The organism is Colwellia sp. MB02u-6 (assembly GCF_014077095.1).
In the GTDB taxonomy this organism is placed as follows: Bacteria; Pseudomonadota; Gammaproteobacteria; order Enterobacterales; family Alteromonadaceae; genus Cognaticolwellia.
The window spans coordinates 217,023-236,788 of sequence record NZ_JACGVG010000036.1 but is presented as its reverse complement, the minus strand read 5'-3'; the positions used below and the strand labels follow the sequence as shown (position 1 = coordinate 236,788).

The 19,766-nt window shown below is 38.7% G+C and carries 15 protein-coding genes and 2 pseudogenes; 4 read left to right on the top strand and 13 right to left on the bottom strand.

What is annotated here, in order from left to right; all coding sequences use genetic code 11:
- Positions 1 to 101 precede the first annotated feature (101 nt).
- The 7 genes and pseudogenes from hemB to tatA form a co-directional block, all read right to left on the bottom strand.
- On the bottom strand, positions 102 to 1,118 hold the full coding sequence (gene hemB, locus H4J46_RS12980; RefSeq protein WP_182233880.1) for a porphobilinogen synthase: 1,017 nt from the start codon (positions 1,116 to 1,118) through the stop codon (positions 102 to 104).
- A 377-nt stretch (positions 1,119 to 1,495) separates the two neighbouring features.
- Positions 1,496 to 1,597, bottom strand: a pseudogene (locus H4J46_RS17705) (hypothetical protein); the annotation flags it as partial.
- 18 nt (positions 1,598 to 1,615) lie between these two features.
- Complete coding sequence (locus tag H4J46_RS12970) at positions 1,616 to 2,410, bottom strand: TatD family hydrolase (RefSeq protein WP_182233879.1); 795 nt, start codon at positions 2,408 to 2,410, stop codon at positions 1,616 to 1,618.
- 15 nt (positions 2,411 to 2,425) lie between these two features.
- Entirely contained in the window at positions 2,426 to 2,941 is a 516-nt protein-coding gene (locus H4J46_RS12965) for a hypothetical protein (RefSeq protein WP_182233878.1), read from the bottom strand.
- Complete coding sequence (gene tatC / locus H4J46_RS12960) at positions 2,941 to 3,696, bottom strand: twin-arginine translocase subunit TatC (RefSeq protein WP_182233877.1); 756 nt, start codon at positions 3,694 to 3,696, stop codon at positions 2,941 to 2,943. Before tatC ends, H4J46_RS12965 begins: the two co-directional genes overlap by 1 nt.
- Positions 3,693 to 4,061: a Sec-independent protein translocase protein TatB gene (tatB, locus tag H4J46_RS12955; RefSeq protein ID WP_182233876.1), complete on the bottom strand. Its 369-nt coding sequence runs from the start codon at positions 4,059 to 4,061 to the stop codon at positions 3,693 to 3,695. The genes tatC and tatB overlap by 4 nt, the downstream gene beginning before the upstream one ends.
- Complete coding sequence (gene tatA, locus H4J46_RS12950) at positions 4,061 to 4,309, bottom strand: Sec-independent protein translocase subunit TatA (RefSeq protein WP_182233875.1); 249 nt, start codon at positions 4,307 to 4,309, stop codon at positions 4,061 to 4,063. The genes tatB and tatA overlap by 1 nt, the downstream gene beginning before the upstream one ends.
- Before the next feature lie 91 nt (positions 4,310 to 4,400).
- Between tatA and H4J46_RS12945 the strand changes: the two genes are divergently transcribed.
- Positions 4,401 to 5,381: a hypothetical protein gene (locus H4J46_RS12945; RefSeq protein WP_182233874.1), complete on the top strand. Its 981-nt coding sequence runs from the start codon at positions 4,401 to 4,403 to the stop codon at positions 5,379 to 5,381.
- Positions 5,382 to 5,404: 23 nt separating this feature from the next.
- Here the strand turns inward: H4J46_RS12945 and H4J46_RS12940 are convergent, their stop codons facing one another.
- Entirely contained in the window at positions 5,405 to 8,038 is a 2,634-nt protein-coding gene (locus tag H4J46_RS12940) for an EAL domain-containing protein (RefSeq protein ID WP_182233873.1), read from the bottom strand.
- A gap of 539 nt (positions 8,039 to 8,577) precedes the next feature.
- On the opposite strand from H4J46_RS12940, the pseudogene H4J46_RS17325 reads away from it, so the two are divergent.
- Positions 8,578 to 8,766, top strand: a pseudogene (locus H4J46_RS17325) (DUF480 domain-containing protein); the annotation flags it as partial.
- Positions 8,767 to 9,063: 297 nt separating this feature from the next.
- Here the strand turns inward: H4J46_RS17325 and H4J46_RS12930 are convergent.
- From H4J46_RS12930 to H4J46_RS12915, 4 genes are all read right to left on the bottom strand, one after another.
- Positions 9,064 to 9,468, bottom strand: coding sequence for a hypothetical protein (locus H4J46_RS12930; RefSeq protein ID WP_182233872.1), 405 nt, complete (start codon positions 9,466 to 9,468; stop codon positions 9,064 to 9,066).
- A 128-nt stretch (positions 9,469 to 9,596) separates the two neighbouring features.
- Entirely contained in the window at positions 9,597 to 10,676 is a 1,080-nt protein-coding gene (locus H4J46_RS12925) for a site-2 protease family protein (RefSeq protein ID WP_182233871.1), read from the bottom strand.
- 313 nt (positions 10,677 to 10,989) lie between these two features.
- Positions 10,990 to 12,183 (bottom strand): aromatic amino acid transaminase, encoded by a 1,194-nt coding sequence (locus H4J46_RS12920; protein ID WP_182233870.1) that lies wholly within the window; start codon positions 12,181 to 12,183, stop codon positions 10,990 to 10,992.
- Between the two features lie 344 nt (positions 12,184 to 12,527).
- Complete coding sequence (locus tag H4J46_RS12915) at positions 12,528 to 13,850, bottom strand: DEAD/DEAH box helicase (protein ID WP_182233869.1); 1,323 nt, start codon at positions 13,848 to 13,850, stop codon at positions 12,528 to 12,530.
- A 329-nt stretch (positions 13,851 to 14,179) separates the two neighbouring features.
- Here H4J46_RS12915 and H4J46_RS12910 point away from each other — a divergent pair, with 329 nt between their 5' ends.
- Positions 14,180 to 17,524 (top strand): DEAD/DEAH box helicase, encoded by a 3,345-nt coding sequence (locus H4J46_RS12910; protein ID WP_182233868.1) that lies wholly within the window; start codon positions 14,180 to 14,182, stop codon positions 17,522 to 17,524.
- Positions 17,525 to 17,602: 78 nt separating this feature from the next.
- Here the strand turns inward: H4J46_RS12910 and H4J46_RS12905 are convergent, their stop codons facing one another.
- Complete coding sequence (locus H4J46_RS12905) at positions 17,603 to 17,875, bottom strand: DUF1294 domain-containing protein (RefSeq protein WP_182234050.1); 273 nt, start codon at positions 17,873 to 17,875, stop codon at positions 17,603 to 17,605.
- Between the two features lie 605 nt (positions 17,876 to 18,480).
- On the opposite strand from H4J46_RS12905, the gene H4J46_RS12895 reads away from it, so the two are divergent.
- Entirely contained in the window at positions 18,481 to 19,605 is a 1,125-nt protein-coding gene (locus H4J46_RS12895) for an MltA domain-containing protein (RefSeq protein WP_182233867.1), read from the top strand.
- The last annotated feature ends 161 nt before the right edge of the window (positions 19,606 to 19,766 follow it).

Below are 19,766 nucleotides of genomic sequence, written 5' to 3'. Positions count from 1 at the left end.
AAAAATGGTGCTTGGCTTCTGAGCATAAAAAAGCCGTGCTATGAAGCACGACTATTAAATGAACGTAAATTCAGCACAGTTTTGAGTATTTCAACAGCTGTTTACATGTTTTGTGCTTCTTTTAACCAACGCGCTACTCGCTTAGCAAAATAGGTAAGAATACCGTCTGCTCCGGCTCGTTTAAATGCCAACAAACCTTCCATTACACAAGGTTTTTCTGCTAACCAGCCATTTTGAATTGCGGCCATGTGCATCGCATATTCACCACTGACTTGATATGCATAAGTCGGCACTTGAAAATTATCTTTTACTCGGCGCACAATATCTAAATATGGCATGCCTGGCTTAACCATCACCATATCTGCACCTTCATGAATATCTTGTGCAACCTCATGCAAGGCTTCATTACTATTGGCGGGATCCATTTGATAAGAAAATTTATTACCCCCTTTGATATTACCTGCAGAGCCTACAGCATCACGAAACGGACCATAATAGCTAGAGGCGAATTTGGCCGAATAAGCCAGTATTTTCGTATTAACAAAATGGTGCAGTTCTAACTCTTGACGAATAGCGCCGATACGACCATCCATCATGTCTGAAGGAGCAACAACATCAGCACCCGCTTGTGCATGAGACAAGGCTTGTTTAACTAAAATATCCTTAGTCACGTCATTCAGTACATAACCGTTATCATCGATAATGCCATCTTGCCCATGGGTAGTGAATGGGTCTAAGGCAACGTCAGTGATTACGCCTAAGCTTGGAAACTTTGCTTTCACTGCTCGCACGGTGCGTTGAGCCAAACCATCAATGTTATAAGCTTCTTCAGCCAATAGTGATTTTTTATCAGCTGGGGTTACTGGAAAAATGGCAATCGCAGGTATGCCTAGAGCTACCAGTTCCTGACATTCTTCTAATAACAGATCGATACTTTTGCGTTCGACACCCGGCATAGAGGCAATAGCTTCACACTGGTTTTCACCTTCTAAGACAAAAACAGGGTAAATCAGATCATTTACACTCAGTTGATGTTCTGACATTAAACGTCGTGAAAAGTCATCAGAGCGCATGCGACGCATACGACGGGCGGGATATTGGCCAAAGACGTTGTTCATACTTATTTCCTATAATAATTTAATTTTACTTATACCTATGCCCATTGAGTTAATGTATTTACAACTTAGCTATAAGATTTTTCAGCTAGCCCATAGGAAGCTCAGTAGTGATTAAATAAAGGCTCAAAAATATATGATAAATAACAATACTTAACATATTTTGCTTTTTATCAAATGACTGTTGAAGCACTAAGCTAACAGATTCATTATTTCAATGGGTATTATTTGTACTTGATCTCAACCAGCTTGCTTAGCTTTATAAAGGGCTTTATCTGCTTTATCAAGCTAATTTTAGGTGTCACACCTCGCTCTTGCTGATACGTTGTCACACCATAACTGACGGTTAAATGAATAACGTTTTCATGATTGAAAATATCTTACTGGCGCACACGTTGACAAATTTCTTCTGCCAAAGCTAAAGCCCACTTTTTATCTGTTTCAAGCAGGATCAAGTAAAATTCTTCACCACCATAGCGACAAGCAACATCAGTACTGAATTAGGCATTGCGAGTACTTAAATTGAAAACGCTTTCACTATTAAGGCTCGTTTGTTTGATAACTTCCTGTTCACTATAACCCATTAATTCAGCTAAAACAGTGACAATATAAGGTAAGTAGCTAGGTTCATTACGGCTACTCTTGGGTTTTGGACGAATGTTTCTTGGCGTTAAATAAGGCGCATCTGTTTCGATCATCAGTCGATCGAGTGGAATAAAAGGTACAATTTCGCGTAACTCTTGACCACGACGCTCATCGCAAAGCCAACCTGTAATGCCAATATACATGTCAGCATCTATGCACTGCTGTAACTGTTTTTGATTGCCGGTAAAGCAGTGGGAAACCATCGCCGGAATACGAGCAATATAAGGTTTTAAAATTTCAAACCAAGGCTCGAAGGCATCACGTTGATGTAAGAATAAGGGTAATTGTAGTTGCTCTGCTAACGCCACTTGCTGAGTGAAAACGTTTTTTTGATTGACGGCACTTGAGAAATTACGATTAAAGTCTAGCCCACACTCACCAATAGCTCTAACGCAGTTATTTTGCGCTAAATCAGCCAGCTGTTGTTGGAAATTTATTTCGGCATGGTCTGCGTCATGCGGATGAATACCAGCAGTACTATATAAATAGTCTGGATAATCCTGGCAAAGCTCAATCGCTTGCTTACTTGCAAAAATATTAGTGCCAGTAACCAGTAAGGCATTAATTTTTTTTGCTTTAGCGCGGGCAATAACAGCTGAAAGGTCTTTGTCAAACCGTGTGTTGGTTAAGTTAACACCAATATCAATCAAGGTATTATAAACTCGTTATTTCAAGCGTTTAACACGAATTTTTCTGTTGGAATCTGGTTGGTTTTTCTTCAAGTAAACCGCACTCATAAAGCCTTTTTTAAGTAAGACACTATCGCCGACTTCAACCCTAAGAAAGTCATTATCAGTTTGCTGCCATTGTTGACCGTTTGTAAAGGTGAAGCGCCATTTATTATAGTGATCTTTACTTAACTGCTCAACAGTTAACACAACCTGTTGGTCTTCTTCAGCTACTTTGTATGTGGTTAAATGTTCAGCACCAAAGTCTGCTACTTTTGTTGATGTAAGAACCATGGCCTTTTCGGCTTTAGCTTTGGGCGCATTTTTTTCTATTTTAGTGGTCACATTGTCGGTCGGTACAGCTTGCTCAGCTAAGTCATCAAAACAAACTAAACGCGCTAAATTTTCTTGAATTTTTAGACATTGGGCTAAACTGCCATTAAGTGTTTCTGCTTTTGTTACTAATGATAACAAGGTCAAAATGGTAAGCGTTATAATAGAATTATTTTTCATTATTGTTCTTCCTTTGATTCTGTTTCTTCCTCTGTTCGATAATAAACAGAGGCGATAATAATGCCTAACTCAAATAGCAGTAGCATGGGTAATGCCAGCATGGTTTGAGAAATAATATCTGGTGGTGTTAACAACATACCAACGACAAATGCACCAACGACAATATAGGGGCGTTTAGTGCGCAAGCTAGCAGGAGTTGTTACCCCAGTCCAACACAGTAATATAATGGCAATGGGGATTTCAAATGCTGCCCCAAAAGCAAAAAATAGTTTTAAAACAAAATCCAAGTAGCTGCTAATGTCTGTCGCAATGGTTACGCCATCGGGTGCTACCGAAGAAAAGAATGCGAAAGCAACTGGAAACACCACATAGTATGCAAAGGCAATACCGCCATAAAACAATAAGGTACTACCCAGCATTAAGGGGGCCATTAAACGTTTTTCATGCTTATACAAACCCGGCGCTATAAACGACCACAATTGATATAAAATGTATGGCATGGCAATAAATATCGATAAGACAATAGTAAGTTTAAATGGCGTAAAGAAGGGAGATGCTACATCAGTCGCGATCATTTGCGTCCCCTCTGGCATAACAGCCAAAAGTGGCTTTGCGACATATTGGTAAATATCTTGGGCAAAGTAAATCAACGAACAGAAAACAACTAACACACCTAACACGGCATGTAATAATCGTGTTCTCAGTTCTAATAAGTGATCAAATAATGTGTGATTTTGTTTAGCGGCTGAACTCATTTACTCTGCTTTTCATTTTTATTATCATTGAGCTGTTCAACTTTTTCAGACGACTCTGTTGTTTTTTCAGCTGTTTGATAAGGATTATTGACCATTGCGGCCGCTTCTTCTAGTGACTTCACTGACGCTGCAACTTCTGGTGATAAGTCTTTCATGCCAGCTTGTTCAGCTTTCTTTAAATTAGCATGCAGTTCATGAATACGCAGCTCTTCGGTGAGTTCATTTTTAACGCCCTCACTAAAATTACGCATGCTAGTTATCCAGCTACGCACAGAACGAATTGCTACGGGTAAGCGCTCGGGCCCTAGTACGACCAGACCAATAATAGCAATTAATAGCAGTTCCCAAAAACCTATATCAAACATTAGACTTGGTCTTTCTCTTTTTCAGCCACAGTGCTTTTTTTAGCTGTTTTATCACCTAAACTTTCGTTATTAGCTAGATCTTCTTGGCTAGCGTCTTCTTTTTTTGCTGTATCGTCAGTTACTGCACTTTTAAAGCCTTTCACTGCTGATCCTAAATCAGTGCCCAAATTACGTATTTTTTTTGTGCCAAACAATAACACGACAATGACCGCAATAATTAATAATTGCCAAATACTTATACCGCCCATAAAAAACTCCTATAATTTATTTGATTTCATTATAAAGTTTATAGAAAAAAAATCACCAACTGATATGATAAATAATGAGGTAAAACAAATTTTGATAAGAATGTATTGTAAAAATCAGTATTATTGGCATTTTTGCCTAGTGTTATTCTACTTTGTATTTGCAAATTCAGCACAAGCTTATGCTTCAGCAGAAGTAACAGTGCCCACTGAACAAGAAGATGGACACTGGATGCAAGGATTGCATGAAACGGTTTCTGACTCCGTTTTTCAATCAGCACAATGGTTTGATAGTTTTTTTATTGCAAATGATAGTGAACAACAAAGTCCAAAAACAACCGCAAAAATTAGTTTTGCTTGGTTGCCAAAAAGTCGCGACTGGAGTGAAATCAAGCCTCGCTTTCGATTGCGTGTAAAATTGCCGCACTTTCAAGACAGAGTTAGTGTGGTGTTATCTGACGAAATAGATGATGAACTAAACAATCTACCGCTAGAGTCAGTCAACACCAATTCGAGCACTGAAGAAGAAAAATTTTCTTTAGCACTAAACTATACAGATGATAAAAAAAATGACCGGCTCATGAATTATCGTTTGGGTATTTCAGGTGGAGATCTATTTGCTAGAGCAAAACATAAACGTCGTTTAACTATCAATCCCAAGCAAGGTTTTTTAGTTGAACCGTCAATGTATTATTACCTTAATGATGGCTTTGGCGCTAAATTATTGCTGGAGTACGATTATCAATTAAGTAGCAAATCACTTTTTCGGCTAAATTATAGTATTCGAGGCTCAGCCGCCTTTAGTGGTATTCGCTGGAAGCATGGTTTTTATAAACTAGAGCAAATAAATCACACCACGGCATCAGTGCTGAGTTTCCAAGCTGAAGGTGAACGCAACGGCGCACGAGGTTTTTTTATTGATAAGTACACCTTAAGTTATCGATACCGCTTTAATGCCTTGCGCGATTGGTTATTTTTTGAAATAGAGCCTTTTGTTGAGTTTCCCGAGCAAGAAAATTACACCACAACCCCTGGTATTGCCTTACGTATTGAAGGCTTTTTTCACAAGGGTTAGTGTTAACTTGTTCGAGCGATAAACTAGGCCTGAATGATTGCTACCGCATTACTGTTAGTATCAAGATAACTTTTAGTATTAGCATTATTGTCCACTATTTTTTCTGGCCGGCTAATATAATAGCCTTGGCCAAATTGACAACCTACGGTTTGTAGTTTCTTGAACATGGCTTCAGATTCAATGCCTTCAGCCACTAGTTGGTAGCCAAATTTTGTCCCCAGTTCATGCAAGGCTTTAATTAAAGATAAGTTTTTATCATTGTGATTTAACGTACGGATAAAACTGCGATCGAGTTTAATAAATTCAAACGGGTAGTTATGTAAAAAATTAAACGACGATAAACCAACACCATAATCATCTAAAGCTAACTTAACGCCAAGTTCTTTCAATCTGTGTAAGCCTTTAAGTGCTAGTTCGGTATGTCGAGCAAAAGCAGATTCATTAAACTCGAGAATCAGTCGTTCGGGCTCAGCCGTATTAGCACTAATTAAAGCTATTAATTTTGCTAATTGGTCCGCTTGAATTAAGTGACGGCCTGATAGGTTGACACCAATATAAGTGTGCTCATATTCTTTTGACTGTTGCCATCGTTTTAATTGCAAACAAACTTGTTCAATCACCCAGGTTTCTATATCCAAAATCATACCAGTTTCTTCTGCCATAAAAAGAAACTCACTTGGGGTTAATAAACCCTTGGTTGGATGCTGCCAACGTAAAAACACCTCAAAACCTATAGTTTTAGTTGAGGTTAAATCTGAAATTTTCTGATAATGTAACTCAAACTGTTTACTTTGAATAGCTCGCCTTAATTCTTGTTCAAGCGTCATACTAGCAATGATTTTTTCCCGCATACTGTCCTCAAAGAAAACGTATCGACCGCGCCCTAAATTTTTTGCTTCATACATTGCTGCATCAGCATCGCGTAATATTTCGCTGGCATCTTTATAGTTAGCCCGACTTTGAGCAATACCGATACTGGCATTTGAATACAAGGTATGGCCATCAAATTCAAAGGGTTGTGCAATTGATGTAATGATACGAGATGCAATTTCTTTAATATATTCAGTTGCTCGTAATGAGTCTAATAACACCACAAACTCATCACCACCTAACCGGGCTAAAATGTCATTGTCGCGCACACAGTGGTCTAAGCGGCGCGCAATTTCGATTAAGAATTGATCGCCAGCGTGATGTCCTAGAGTGTCATTGATTATTTTAAAGCGATCTAAATCAATAAATAAAACGGCAAACTTATGGTTAGGATGGCGCTTTAAATGCCGAATAGCATAGGTTAAACGTTCTGAAAACATTGTTCTATTCGGTAGTTGTGTTAATGCATCATGATGGGCATCATAATATAAACGTGCTTCTGCTTTTCGACGTTCTTCAATTTGCATACGTAAATTGAGATTGCTTACTTGGAGTTCTTGGGTGCGTTTATTGACTATTTCTTCAAGTACTTCATGGTTTTTTATTGCTTGTTGTTGGGTTTTTTGTCGTGAAATTTCAATTGCAATATGGTGACTAACAAAACGCATCAGTTCGAGATCTTTACTATGATAAGCATTTTTGTCTTGATAATGCTGGATAGCAATAACCCCAAAAATCTCACCCTGATTAGATAAAGGAGCGGCCAGCCAAGCCTGTGTTAAGGCGAAATCAGGACATAGCGAGCTAAAGTCATCTTGTGTTACTTCACCCTCTGCCGCTAAGGTGTAAATTATGTTATCGCTTAACAGAATAGGTTTACCCTTTCTTATAACCATTTCAGACAAGCCGTCGTTGAGCTTTTTTGTTGCGGGCTGTGCAAATTTCTCATTACAATAGTAAGGAAATTCTAATTGGCTTTTATTTTCAGATAATAATGCGATATAAAAATTTTTTGCGGGTAACAGCTTATTGATTTCTTGATGCAACACTTGATAAAATTCTGATATAGCTTGTGATTTTGTTGTTAGCTCAGAAATATTAAGTAGTACCTGATGTGTTTTAACTGCCAATTGCCTTTCAACAATTTCACGCTGTAACTGTTGATTGGTTTGCGTTAATTTAACGGTACGCTGTTGAATACTAGACTCTAATAACTCTCTACTTTGAACGCGATCTATAGCTGTGACTAAATGTTCAGCAATAAACTCTAAAATTTGGCAGTTTTGCTCAGAAAAATAGCGTTTTTTATCGTAACTTTGTAGAGAAATAACACCGATAACTTGTCCGTTACGTTTTAATGGCACACCAAGCCAATCTATCCAAACAGAGCCAGACAAGAAAATTTTATCCGCTTTGGCAAGTGCGATTCTTTCTTTGGCAGAACAATGCACGGGTGCTTGGCGCTGTAAAACTAAGCCGGTTAGATTTTTTCGTTCTTTAGCTAAATTTAGATCTTGATATAAAAGCTTTTCTACAGGATTATGGCAGTAAGTTAATTGTAATTCGTTAGCGGGGTTTAACAAGGCTATATTGAAACTGTCAGTAGCCAGTAAGGTCTTAATCACAGCCTCAAGACCGTGATAAAACCCATCTAGATCGGTTGTCGAATTAGATAATTCAGACAGCTGTAACAAACCTGACTGCATACTTTTAAGCTGTCGATACTTTTTAAGTAGCGATTTTAATTTAGGAAGTTGGCGTATCGCATGAGTATTTTTTTTCGCCATCAAATCCATCTACAAATTCCGTTTTATCATTGGTATTATTTTTGTACGGCTAGTCTAACAAAATAAATAGTGTTAGCGAGACCTTAGCGTCATATATTCTTTAATTATAATCACATAAGCTCAGTTTTGACTAGAAATGTCAAAATAATCACGCTTTCAAATCAATAAGACAGTGACACGGCTTGCATAAATGATAAAGACATAGTTTAACTATGCTTTTTTTATGAGTAATTATGCACCATTATGTAGTGAAAGTGCATAATTAATTGATATAAATAAATGTTTTAATAAAGAGGCTTTGAATATGATGTCATTATTTGCAGAGCAATGTCCTCTTTCTATCAGCCGTATTACCTGGGTTACAATCAAAAAAGTAACCGTGAACCTGTGTATCACTGGTAGAAAATAAGGTGCAAAAAGGCTGTTGATGAACGGGTACAAATGAATCAGTTAATGATAAGTCAAAAATTTCAAACTGAGTAAATAAATACTTTTATCGCTTTTGTAATACTGAATTTGGCAATTTACAAGTTTCAGCTCAGCAAAGAGCCGTTATTTGCGTGTTATTCCTAAGAAGGCCACAGACACCAGGAGAATCAAGAACACTTACCAACTATCTAGTTGAATCTCATGGTGTCTGTGAAGTTGAAGCGGCCTTAAATCAATTACAAAACCTTAACAACCAAAGGCTAGTCAAAAAACTCGAACCAGAGCCAGGAAAGCGATAATTCTGCTATGTAGATTTACTCTCTGATCTGATGCAGGGGACTTAGCTCAAAGGGACTTAGTTATAGGTAACTTAGCTGAACTGAGCATCATTAAAACAGAAAACATTACCTTGGCAAGTGATGATAAATTAGCTCAGTGAGTAAACGTGTTAGAGCAACAAGTGGCGGCTCTAACAGGACAAACGGTTTGTTTAACAGAGCTACTTAAAGACAATGACGATTAATTTACTCGCTGTGTGGAGCCAATTTAGGTAACACTTATACTTGATTAAATTCTTGTGATTACTCTTTTGACTATTATTGCAGATGGACTAATCCGCTATCATCACGTTCAAAACCATGGCAGATATAATCGCTTTGCGGACGTTTTTTCTTTGCGATTTGATGGAAATGTTCAAAGCCGACTGAAAAGGCAAATGGGTTGGCGTTGTAGTCGGCGTAAGCTTGATCACTGCCGTTCTTCGCTTCTCTGATGCCAGCAGCGAATGAGCTTAAAAAGTCATCTCTGTTATTGAGCAAAATGGTGCTGTGGCCATTTACATCTTCAACGAGTTCAATCGCGCCGAGAGCAATATACTTATCAACAACTAGGTTATTGAATATGCCACAGTACTGTTCAGTTTCCTCATCATAAGCCACGGGTGAGTCATCGCCTGCTTCCATTAAAGAGACAAATAACTCTCTTACTTTTTTTGAAATCATAAACTATTCCTTTTCAAGCTGTATGTGCGTCGTCAGCTTAGATTTAAGCTAACATCAATTGCCAGCCAAGTTAGCCCACGTTCAGCTTAACTACAGACTATGTGAACAGACTATGTGAACTGACTATGTTAACTGCCTAATATTTTAAGTGGTAGTGACAATGCGTCATTGCCTGTTTGGCCCACTAGCCAAATAATGGCAGATAAACCCCCAACGGTAACGACATACCATAATGCGGAGACAATTTGTGCATAGCGATTAAGGGGCAGTAACTCGCTTAAATGCCGGCGTTTATATTCAAAAAATATTTCTATGCTACCAATAGCCAGTAAAAAGCCTAACAGCGCTAAACCAAAGTAATAACTGATATAAATACCCAGCGCTGCGCCTAATGCACAAGCAACTAAACCTACTTTAGAGTTGATTGAAAAAGCGATGCTTTTCAGAACATGGCCACCGTCTAACGGCAATATGGGTAATAAGTTAAATAAATTTAGCAGGGCATTAAATACAGCCAAGCCGGCTAGTATTTCTATATCGGTTAGCCAATAACCCACTAAGCAGGCGAGAGAAAGTATTAAACCGAAAAAGGGCCCCATAATTGAAATAACAATATCTTGCCAGCGGGTATTAATTTTATCATCGCTCAGCGCTAAACCGCCGACAAAGGGGATGAGGTATATGCCTTTAGTTTTCAAACCAAAGTATTTCATTGCTCTAATATGACCATATTCATGAAAAACGAGGCAAAGAATAAGTGCGATGGCAAATTCAATAGAGAATAACCAGCTATAAGCCGCCAAACTGCCGGCAGCAAATAGCACTTTAACCACCTTGGCACTTTTCAATAGCTTCAAGCCAAGGCCAGCCATACCGACTAAACTAAATTTAATCGCTTGCTTTTCCCCTTGGACTATTTGACGTTGCTCTATATCTTTTTCATTGAGGGTATTGTCGAGTAACAGCTCGTTATTGACTAACAGTTGAAATTGCAATGCAAAAGGCTGCCATTGCAGTGAACCATTGAGTTCTACAGGCAATTCACCATGCTCATTTTGTAGGGTAAATTTATGTGTAAATGACTCACTGTCGGCATGAGCATTAATCTGTGAGACACATTGCTGATCCCAAAATACTTGCTGCCATCCGGCCATTGACCCTTCTAATCTTAGTGTTTTTCCTAGACATTCTACTTCTAATAATTGCAATTAATTAACTCAGCATATAAAACCTTGCCTGATTATCGCTATATTTGCAGCAGCATCAAGGTTTATTGACAAAACATTAAGTACAGTTAATGTTTTGGACCTTATTTATTTGGCCCTGTTATCGTTAATTTTTGCTGGCTTAGACAGCATTAACTGTGGCCATCAGGTTAATTTTCCGTTTAACGCTGACGGAATGAAGTAAGGCTACAAGACAATAGCCCAAAACTATATTGTGATCTGTAAAAGTCTTTTAGCTAAAAGACTTACTCTCTCTAAGCTATCAAGCGTGCTGTAAAATATGGCAATTTATTGGTTATTGCTCAACTCGTGTGACCGCTAAAATGCTGGTGACTAGGTAATCAATATGTTGCTCTGGAATTGATGCCAGATTAATGCGTCCGTTATTCAAGCCGTATATGGCATATTGTTCTCTGAGTATTTCCATTTGCTCTGCGGTTGCTGGCAACATAGAAAACATGCCTTCTTGAGATAAAATATAATCAAAATAATTATCGCCTGAGTGTTGACGAAAGGCAGCGCAAAGCTTTGCTCTTATGGCTTTAATTTTAATATTTATCTGTGCGAGTTCATCCGACCACAGTTTTCTCAGCTCAGGGGTTTTAACAATGGTTTTTACAATTTCAGCGCCATTAGACGGTGGTACCCAATAAGTGGTTTTACTCATAATAGCAAGTTGAGCTTGCGCTTTGTCTGCTTCTTCTTGTGTGGGACTTAAAATATAAGCCGCACCAACTCGATCACTGTATAAACCGAAGTTTTTTGAACAACTCACGCACAGTGCTAGGCGTTCAACCGTATTGGCGATAGTCAGTAAACCGGCAGCATCTTCATTTAATCCGTCAGCAAAACCTTGATATGCTGTGTCGATTAAGGGTAAAAATCCGGTAGATTTTGATAGCTGGGCAATTTGCTGCCAATGTGGCAATGTTAAGCGTAATCCTGAAGGGTTATGGCAAGAGCCGTGCAATAGCACAACATCATTTTCGCCTAATTTTTCAAGCGTATTGAACATGCCAATCTCATCAAACATCATGTTTTTTTTGTTAATAAAAGCGTATTCCGCATAAGCCAAACCCGCGGCTATAATGGTGGGAATATGGTTGGCATAGGTTGGGTCGCTTACCCAAATTTTGGCCTCAGGGTTGGCGAGCTTAATTAAATCTAATATGGCTCGTAAGCCGCCACTGCCACCGGCTGTTTGAATACCATTAACGTAGCCATTTACGGTTTGGTTTGCAAAAACCATTGCTTGTAGTAATTGCACATATTCAAGATCACCTTTTGAACCTACATAGCTTTTATTTCGTCCGGCATTGGCGAGTATTTGGTCGGCTTGCTTTACTGCTTGCATTAGCACGACCTTGTCATGGCTATCTTTATAAATGCCTACGGTTAAATCAACTTTAAAAGGCCTTTCATCTTTAGATGAACGTGCCATTAAATCTATAATTTCGTCAGTAGCAGGTAAGGGGATATTGGCAAACATGAGTTCTCTTTAATTAACTAATCAATAAGTAAGGTAATCGAATATATTCAAAGCAAGAGTATACGCTATTATGTGCGATGATTTTTAGCCAGATTATAAGGCAAAAAATATCTAAGGCCTTATTTTTGATACTGGCATCGGTTAATTTCAAGACAAAAAGCAGCCAGTAACATTATTCAAAATTTTACTAATTTAAATAAATAGCTAATAAAAAAGGCCGATACGTTAAATATCGGCCTTTAAATTCAGCTAAATCACGTGGAGGTTTATCACCACTTAGCCTTATTAAACCTGCACACTAGAAAAATAGTTTGAAGGAGATGCTACACTTTATGCTCGTTAAGCTATTCATTTTCAGCATATCCGGCCCAAATATCGGCATTGACGGTCGCCTTCTTCTTGCGTTTTTTCTTGCCGCTGCCTTCAGGTGCGGCCATCGGCTTTTCTGCGACTAAAATTGAATCATCGCTAATTTCATCGGCCTCAAAACCTTCGACTTGCTCACGTTCAAGCCAAATTTTATTCTTTTTCTCGATCACTTTAAAGTGATGATAATCTTCATAATCGATAAGCGATATCGCTAAGCCTATTTCGCCAGCACGGCCACTTCTACCGATACGATGCATGTAGTCTGATGGACTTCTAGGTAAGTTGAAATTGATCACCACAGGCAGTTTTTCAATGTCTAGGCCACGGGCAGCAATATCAGTGGCAATTAACACGGCAATCTCGCCGGCTTTAAAGCCATCAAGCACTCGACTACGTTCGCCTTGGCCTTTATCGCCATGAAACACCGCAGCAGTAATACCATGTTTAGCCAATTTTTCAGCTAAATGTTCACAGTGGTGTTTGGCATTGACGAAAATTAGCGCTTGTCGCCATTGCTGTTGCTGAATTAAATGCGCTAATACCGCTGTTTTTTCACCCTTGTTAACAGTAAAAACCCGCTGTACCAAGGTGCTAGCGTCGCTACTTTGTAATTGTATTTCAATTGGGTTGTTAAGCAGTTCTTGGGTTAATGCCTTGACTTGCTCAGGGAAGGTTGCTGAAAACAATAAGGTTTGTTTTTTCTTCGGCAATAAGGCTAGCAGCGCAGAAAGTTCTTCAGTAAAGCCGAGACTTAACATTCTATCGGCTTCATCAAGCACTAAGGTGTTGACCTTATCAAGCTTAATCGCATTACTTGAAATTAAATCGAGTAAGCGGCCGGGTGTTGCCACCAAAATGTCACTGCCGCCACGTAATGCCAGCATTTGAGTGTTAACGGAGACACCACCGAAAACCGCCACGGTTTTTATTTTGCCATTAAAATGCACGGCATAAGATTTAATGCTATTCGCTACTTGCTTGGCGAGTTCACGCGTAGGCACCAAAATGAGCCCAGTAACATAATTACCTCTACCGCTAGCAACTAATGATTTTTCAACCTGTGGTGGCAAAGTAAGTTGCTGCGCCTGTATTTTTTGTAATAGCGGTAGTGCAAAGGTAGCTGTTTTACCTGAGCCAGTATTTGCCCCGGCAATTAAGTCACGTCCGGCTAAGATACTTGGAATAGCTTGCGCTTGAATGGGCGTAGGCTGTTGATATTCCAGTTCAGTTAGTCGATCTAACAAAGGTGGAATAAGGCCAAGTTCTGTAAAATTGGCTGGCGTTGTGACAGAGGTCATTAATATAAAGGGCTCAAAGTTAGGATAATTGCTCCCTATTTTAGCGTATTTATGCCCAGCTAAGTTAGTGAAATCGATCAAATCTTGGCGTAATCTTATGCAGGCTTACGCAAAGTAAGCATAAGGCGTACTACACATTGGTATCATCAGGAGCATTGAAGGTTTTAAGTCTCAGTGGTATTATTCGTATGAAACATGAGTAATCCGCAATCAGCAGCTAACCCTGAAAGTTCTATTACTATACTTAATACTTTTATCCTGTTGAGAAGATATAATGATTTAACTTTTCAACTTACCCATCTATTTGAGTTCTTAATAATTAAAACCTTATGGCTAAAAATACGTTTACACCTGAGTTACTAGAACAACACTTTACCAAAAATGAATGGAAAAAAGGCACGAGAATTTTTCAGGCTAAAGGTATTAAAACCTGTGCTCTTGACGGTGAAACAATTCGTGGCGTAGTTTTTAGTGAGCGCTCTCGCCAAGTAGGGTATTTAACACGGTTAGTTTTTGAAGAAAAACAGGGCGATATTACCAGTTATTGTGACTGTTATATTGGTCGTGATTGTAAACATGGCGCGGCTCTAGCACAGTATTTTGTTGATGAACATTTCGATCACAATAGTATCGCTTCATCTGAAAAAATAGTGGATAAATGGCTGACCCGCTTTCAAGCTCAACCCAGTAGATACCAACCGAATAGCCAACAAAAGTCATTACTATACTTTTTAAAGCCTAATAGCTATAACGAAGATGATTATTTTACCTTAGGGATTAAATCAGCTCGACCAAAAAATAGTGGTAGTTGGAGTCATACCCTTGGCAGTGAATATTCTGCCAGTTCGTTAATTAATAGTGCCTATGCTACGAACGAAGATGTTGGGGTACTAACCGAGCTTATTCGCACAAATCAATATGGCGATAACATTAAATATTTTGATTTATTTGCGCGTATTATAAAAACTAACCGCTGTTTTTGGCAGACAAATTACGACCTGAACGATGCGATTACTTTAGGTGAACCCTTAGAAGCACAATGGCAGTGGTTGGCATTGGGTAACCATTTACATACCTTGCAGCTGGTTTTTATGCAGCCATCAAGCAGTATCCTTATTATCAAAGCACAACCGCTGTGTTATTACGATGAAGAGCAAAATTGTTTTGGGGAAATTAAGACCAATACTCGCTGTGATTTTGAGGCCGACTTACTCAATTCACCTATTTTCGAAGAAGATAAATTACCTTGGGTCATGAGCAAATTGTCAATGTCGTTAGGTGATGCAGTACAACGCTTGCCAAAACCACAAACAGAATTTTCCCAAGAGTTAACTAAGCCTGAAGTGTATTTGCACTTTTCTACCCCTGCAGAAGCTAATCCACAGTCAGGTTTTGTACGGGTTAATTTTTCTTATCAAGGTAATTTAGTTAATCCGCATAATGACAGTGTCACGGTTTCACCTGCTAACTTGACTGACGGTGACGGCGCTAGCAGGGTAAAGCTTTACCGAGATTTATCCTTTGAACAAACAGTAATTGATAAGCTGTCGACGTTAAAATTTAACGCTCAGCCTAAGCCTAAGCGTTACACTTTTACCAATGAAGACTATTTGAATAAAGACAAAGTGCCTAAGTTTTCAATGCTGATGCAAGGGCGCTATGCTTGGCATCACTTTTTGCATCAAGAATTACAAGTACTTAAAGATCTGGGCTGGCATATCAGCTTTGCAGATAATTTTTATTACAAAGCACTTTCCACCGACAGCATATTTGACGCAGAAGTGATTGAAACTGATGATCATGATTTTTTCTCTTTGGGGTTAAACTTAACCATTGATGGTAAGAAAATGCCAGCGTTTCCTATTTTGTTGGGGGCAATTGAACAACTACCTAAATCGGTATTATTTGATCGTGATAAAGTCAATGGCGACAAAGTGGCGGGCGAAAAAACACAGCTTATTGCACCCGACTCACCGATTTATGTTGATCTAGACAATGGTGACTTTGTTGCTTTGCGTTATCAAAGCGTACAGCCCATCTTAAAACAATTTATTGAACTGTTTATGCCGAACGCCTTAAACAAAGATGGCAGGATGGAGTTATCACGCTTTCAAGGACATCAAACATTATCGATGTTAGATGATCAAGGCATGATAGCAACAGGCACCAGTAAGTTAAGATCATTGGCGGATAAACTGAAAAACTTTCAACAAGTTACCACCGTACCTGTGCCCCTTGGTTTAAATGCTACGTTAAGAACTTATCAGCATCAAGGACTAAACTGGTTACAGTTTTTACGCGAGTATCAATTAAACGGGATTCTGGCGGATGATATGGGCTTAGGTAAAACCATTCAAGCCTTAGCGCACTTACTAGTTGAAAAACAGCAAGGTCGACTTAATAAGCCAGTACTTATTGTAGCGCCCACCAGTGTTATTTTTAACTGGGCTAATGAGATAGAAAAATTTACTCCACAACTTTCATATCAAGTATTACACGGTAGTAAACGTCAGCAACACTTTGATTGTTTTGACCAGAGTGAAGGCGGTGAAAATCAAGTTGATATCATCATTACCAGCTATGCGTTAATTATTAAAGATTTAGAGCATTACTGTGAACAACAATTTTATTACCTTATTCTTGATGAAGCGCATTATATAAAAAACACTAAAACTAAGTTGTATCAAGCATTTATGACGCTAAAAGCACAGCATAAATTATGCTTAACAGGGACGCCTATGGAAAATCATTTAGGCGAGTTTTGGGCGCAATTTAATTTTTTACTACCAGGTTTTTTAGGAGGACAAAGACAATTTACTAAGCTCTTTAGAACCCCGATAGAAAAGCATGGTGATCATGAGCGTAAGCAGCTGTTAAACCAGCGTATTAAACCGTTTATTTTACGCCGAACCAAAGATAAAATAGCCACAGAGTTACCACCAAAAACTGAGATAATTCAAAAGTTACGTATTGAAGGTAAGCAAGCGGAACTCTATGAATCAGTTCGCTTAGCCATGGACAGTCGCTTAAAAGATATTATTGCCGATAAAGGTTTAAAACGTAGTCAGATAGAAGTTTTAGACGCGTTATTAAAACTAAGACAGGTATGTAACCACCCTAAGCTATTATCACTCGAAGGTGCTAAAAAGGTCAATCAATCGGCTAAGCTTGATTATTTAATGGAAACGCTGCCAGAGCAAATTGATGAAGGCCGTAGAATATTAATTTTTTCACAGTTTACCAGCATGCTGGCTTTGATAGAGGCAGAGCTTATTGAAGCGGGTATTGGCTACGTTAAATTAACCGGTTCAACCACTAAAAGACAAGAGGTAGTTGATAAGTTTCAACGCGGTGAAGTGCCTGTGTTTTTAATTAGCTTGCGCGCGGGTGGTGTGGGCTTAAACTTAACCGCAGCTGATACCGTTATTCATTTTGATCCCTGGTGGAACCCCGCGGTGGAAAACCAAGCCACGGACAGAGCGTACCGCATTGGCCAAGACAAACCCGTTTTTGTCTACAAATTGATTATTGAAAATTCAATAGAAGAAAAAATTCAAAAAATACAGCAAAACAAAGCCGAGCTTGCAAAAGCCTTATTATCTGAAGAAGTCAGTGACAGCAAATTGAGTTTAACTGATGATATTTTAACCTCACTGCTTGCACCGCTAAGCTAGCTTAGCAGGTAATAGCCATTAATTTAATGGCTATTACCTGCTGCGAAAACACAGTCACCCTCTTGATGCAAATATTGGCTAAGTAAATAACTGAAGATATTGCACACCTGATGACGAATATAGCCAGAGTAACAGCGCTAAATTAATCATGACCGTGCTCCAAAAAATACGTTTAAAGGTTTTTTTTGATAATTTATGCCGAAGAATTTGTTGCGCGAGCGCTGCACCCGGCCACCCCCCTATTAAAGCAAGCATATGCAAAGTGCTTTCTTGAGTGCGCGATGCACCACGTTGTGCTTTTGATTTATCGACGGCATAACTGAGAAAAGTTAAAAAACTTAACCCTAATATACATAGATATTAATTTTTATGGTAAATAGCCTAAAGCAAAAGTGATCATGATGGCGGCTAAAAAGATGAGCGAGAGGTAAATAGAACATTGATTGATTTTTTTTGGTTGCTTTTTCTTGAGTCTTTCAGCTGAGAAGGTGGCATCACAAGTGCAGTATTGAGCGGCTTTATCTTTGGTGATTGAAAAAGTAATGATGTCACTAATTTGTGGTCTTTTAGTTTTATTAGCAAAGGCAGCTTAATGAATAAAAACCTGGCTGATAACATCGTTGGGGGCAATAAAGCCAAAAGCTTTATCAGCATGCCATTTTGTTAACTTCCCCCTTAAAGTTCATCTTCCTTGTATCCCTGCTACTTTGCATCTTCCTGGTAAGAGATATCCAATTGGCTAATGAATTGCCGAACTAGGTATTCAATTCGATATTCAATGCGATATGCATCATAACTATCTAATAAAATTAAATAAAATCCGAGATAGAAAACTAGCTTTTAATAGCTAAAATTTCAACAGAAAAGTTTATTGAACATTATTAAACTCACATGCTGGCGTCACTTTTAGGATTGTCATACCATGTTGGTCTATTATTTTTTAATACTGGCTATTTATGCGCCTTGGTTTATCTTGTTTACTTTTCATACTGGTCACTTTTCATTGTGCGGCTCAAACACCATTGAGATTTTTTAATCTCGACAACACGCCTGAATTAGGCAAAATGACCGACTTTAAAGCCAGCGCTTTGTGTGATGTGGCTGAGGCAACTCAGCGCTATTTAACAACATTTTCAGCAGACAAATTTGCCGTGCACGCAGGTAAAGTATTTGATAACAGTGTCACCCTGGTTAGAGTCGAAAAAACGCTAGCATTTATCTGCCAAACTTATCGTGAAGATGTACGGGCAAAGCGTGATAGTCGATTGCATGAGGAAGGTTTTTTAACCACAAATTTTGACTTTTATCGCTGGACGCCAGATGTAGCCACGGCCAGAAAAATTGCCTTAAAAAGCACTCATGCTAGAAAAACCAGTATGTTAAATGCTATTTCGCGTGACAAAATATTTCTCACTAAATATTATACTAAACTATTAACGGCGAGTGCGGTTAGAACTCCAGTCTATACACAAGCCCTTTATGCGCTGCCTTATGATGAATTAGGTTTGACACTCACCGAGGCTAATAACGACCTAACGCTCACTCGTCATCAATATACCCGTCAAGACATAATTGCGGGCACTCTGGCAGGAAAAAAATTAGCTAAAGCGTTAATTTGGCTCACTGAAGAAGCCTTACATGACGTGTTATTACAAGGTACGGGTGTGGTTGATGTTAATGGCATGCGGCGTTATTTTAATGTTCATCGTAATAATGGTATTGCTTATGACTATGCCATAGGTAAGCGCGAACAAGCACGCTATTGGTATTTTGCAGAAGTACCTAGCATTATGGGCTATGGCAAAACGCTTGAGAGTAAAATAGCGCTTAAAGCACAGGTTTCTTTTGCGGGCAATGTCGCAGAACTTGGCTTAGGTAAGTTATTTATGGTCAGTTATCCGCAGGCGGATAAAGAAATATCACGCTTAGGTTTACTGGCTGATCAAGGCGGCGCCTTTGATAATAACCTTTTTCAACTCGACCTATTAACCGATAGTTATTATGGTTGGCAAGATTATCATCAAGCCAACAAGCATTTACCTGATTACGCTAAAGCCTGGTTAATGTTAATCAAGCCATAATGACCTACGACGCACTATACTAGTTTTTTTAGCGCTTATAATAAGCTTACCTGAAACGGTTACCCATATCATACTAAAATCTGGGGCTTACTATAGTGCGGTGTCTCAGAAAGTTCTAGCTAAAGCGTAAGTACTCTATATCAATTAGCAATGATAAATAA